Annotated in this window: 1 protein-coding gene; it reads right to left on the reverse strand. The window is 73.0% G+C overall.

The window, feature by feature from the left end:
- Window positions 1–734 (reverse strand): TolC family protein (locus tag DBR23_RS31340; RefSeq protein ID WP_233250620.1); only part of this gene is annotated, 734 nt, incomplete at both ends.

Below are 734 nucleotides of genomic sequence, written 5' to 3' on the forward strand. Positions count from 1 at the left end.
AGGCGGGATCACCGGCAACGCGGCATCGCCCGTCGCAGGCGGCAGCACAAAGCCGCTGGCCACCTCGCCAGCCAGCACGGCCAGCGCGTTGGTCAGCAGGGCCTGCTGGCGCTGCAAGGCCAGGGCATCGGACTCGGTGGCGGCCACCTCGGTCTGCACGCGGGCCACGTCCAGCTCGGCCACATCGCCCGCCTGCAGGCGGCGCTGCGTCAGGCGCAGGGTGTCCCGGTACGCGGCCAGGCTCTCTTGCACCAGCACCTGCTCGGCCTGCACGGCGCGCAGCTGCAGATAGGTTTGCGCCACGTCAGACTGCACCATGAGGCGCGTGCTTTGCAGCAAAGCTTCGCGCGCGTCGGCGTCCAGCCGCGCGGCGTCACTGGTTTGCGAGAGGCGGCCGAACAGGTCCAGCTCGTACGATGCATTGAGCCCCGCCGTGCCCAACGTGGCAGGTGCTGCGCTGCCCGTGGTGGCAGCGCCTGCCTGGCGCGTCACACCGGCCGAGGCGCCCACTTGCACCGAGCGCGCGGCATCGGCAGAGCGCAGCAGCGAGCGCGCCTCGGCCAGCCGCGCGGCTGCCTGCTGGATGCTGGTGTTGGCTGTGCCCGCGCGCAATACCAGGTCGGCCAGCACCGGGTCTTGAAAGCCCAGCCACCACTCGCCGCGTGGCTGCGCCTCGGCGGGGGCGGCCACCGTCCAGGGGGCCGTGGGCAGCGCGTCGCCCCCTGCCGTGAAGC

The sequence above is a fragment of the Acidovorax sp. HMWF018 genome (assembly GCF_003061035.1).
Lineage (GTDB): Bacteria > Pseudomonadota > Gammaproteobacteria > Burkholderiales > Burkholderiaceae_C > Acidovorax > Acidovorax delafieldii.